Source organism: Streptomyces sp. FH025, assembly GCF_017427025.1.
GTDB lineage: Bacteria > Actinomycetota > Actinomycetes > Streptomycetales > Streptomycetaceae > Kitasatospora.
This window is the reverse complement of sequence record NZ_JAFLNG010001088.1, coordinates 1-1,672: the sequence shown is the minus strand read 5'-3', so window position 1 is coordinate 1,672 and position 1,672 is coordinate 1. Positions and strand designations below refer to the sequence as shown.

Annotated in this window: 2 protein-coding genes; both read left to right on the top strand. The window is 72.9% G+C overall.

Translation table 11 applies throughout. From position 1 onward, the window contains the following. Nucleotides 1-869 (top strand): amino acid ABC transporter permease (locus tag J0670_RS37540; RefSeq protein WP_207817252.1); only part of this gene is annotated, 869 nt, incomplete at its 5' end. Beyond that, nucleotides 866-1,672 (top strand): FAD/NAD(P)-binding protein (locus J0670_RS37535; RefSeq protein WP_207817251.1); only part of this gene is annotated, 807 nt, incomplete at its 3' end. The genes J0670_RS37540 and J0670_RS37535, both read left to right, overlap by 4 nt.

Below are 1,672 nucleotides of genomic sequence, written 5' to 3'. Positions count from 1 at the left end.
GCCGCAAGCCCGGCCAGTGGGTCGCCGCGGCGGTCGCGCTGCTGCTGGCCGCGATGGCCGTCACCTCGGTGATCCGCAACCGGGCCTTCCAGTGGAGCGTCGTCGCCGAGTGGTTCACCGCACGCTCCGTCCTCAACGGGCTCACCCTCACCCTGTGGCTGACCGGCGTCACCCTCGCCCTCGGCTTCGTGCTCGGCACCGTCCTCGCCACCATGCGGCTGTCCACCAACCCGGTGCTGCGCACCCTCAGTTGGGGCTACATCTGGATCTTCCGGTCCACCCCGCCACTGGTGCAGCTGCTGTTCTTCTTCAACATCGGCGCGCTCTACCCGACCCTCGGCCTCGGCATCCCCTTCGGCCCCGAGTTCATCACCGTGAAGACCGTCAACCTGATCGGTCCCACCCTGACCGCCGTCATCGGCCTCACCCTGCTGGAGACCGCGTACGCCGCCGAGGTGATCCGCGGCGGCATCCTCTCCGTCGACCGCGGCCAGCTGGAGGCGGCGGCCGCGCTCGGGCTCAGCCGCCGGCGGGTGCTGCTCCGGATCATCGTGCCGCAGGCGATGCGCTCGATCGTGCCGACCGCCGGGAACATGCTGATCGGCGCGCTCAAGGGCACCAGCATCGTCAGCGTGCTGGCCGTCTCCGACCTGCTCTACTCGGTGCAGCTGGTCTACCTCCAGTCCTACCGGGTCATCCCGATGCTGATGGTCGCCACCATCTGGTACCTGGTGGTCACCACCGTGCTGTCCGTCGGCCAGTACTACGTCGAACGGCACTTCGCCAAGGGCGCCGACCGCGCCGGCCTGCCGCCCACCCCCTTGCAGCGCGCCCGCGTGACCCTCCGCCGGGTGGTGAGCGGCGCATGAGGACCCTCGTGATCGTCGGCGCCGGGCCGCGCGGCACCGGACTGCTGGAGCGGATCGCCGCCAACGCCACCGAACTGCTTCCCGCCGACCGGCCGTTGGAGATCCACCTGGTCGACCCGCACCCGCCCGGCGCGGGCCGGATCTGGCGCCACGACCAGTCTCCGCTGCTGCGGATGAACTCGATGGCCGAGGACGTCACCATGTTCACCGACGCCCGCTCCACCATCGAGGGCCCGGTCCGCCCCGGCCCCTCGCTGGCCGAATGGGCCCGGCAGCAGGAGGAGTTCACGCCCTACCGGGAGGTCGCCGACCCGGCCGTACAGGCCGAGCTGCGCACCCTCGCGCCCACCGACTTCCCCACCCGGCGGGCCCAGAGCGCCTACCTGGACTGGGTGTTCCGCCGCGCCGTGGCCGACCTGCCGCCGCACGTCACGGTCACCGTCCACCGCGACACCGTCCACCGGATCGACGGCCCGGCAGACGGCCCGCAGACCGTCCACCTCACCGACCGGACGCTCACCGCCGACCACGTCACCCTCACCCTCGGCCACCTCGACTCCGCCCCGCACCCGCGCCACGCCGCCGACGCCGAGTTCGCCGCCCGGCACGGCCGCTTCCACCTCCCGCCCGCCTACTCCGCCGACGCCGAGGCCGAGTTGGCCCGGATCGCCCCCGGCGAGCAGGTGGTGCTGCGCGGCCTCGGCCTGGCCTCCGTCGACCTGCTCGCGATGCTCACCGAAGGGCGCGGCGGCCGCTTCGAACCCGCCGGGGACGGCGCGGCGCTGCGCTACCTGCCGTCCGGC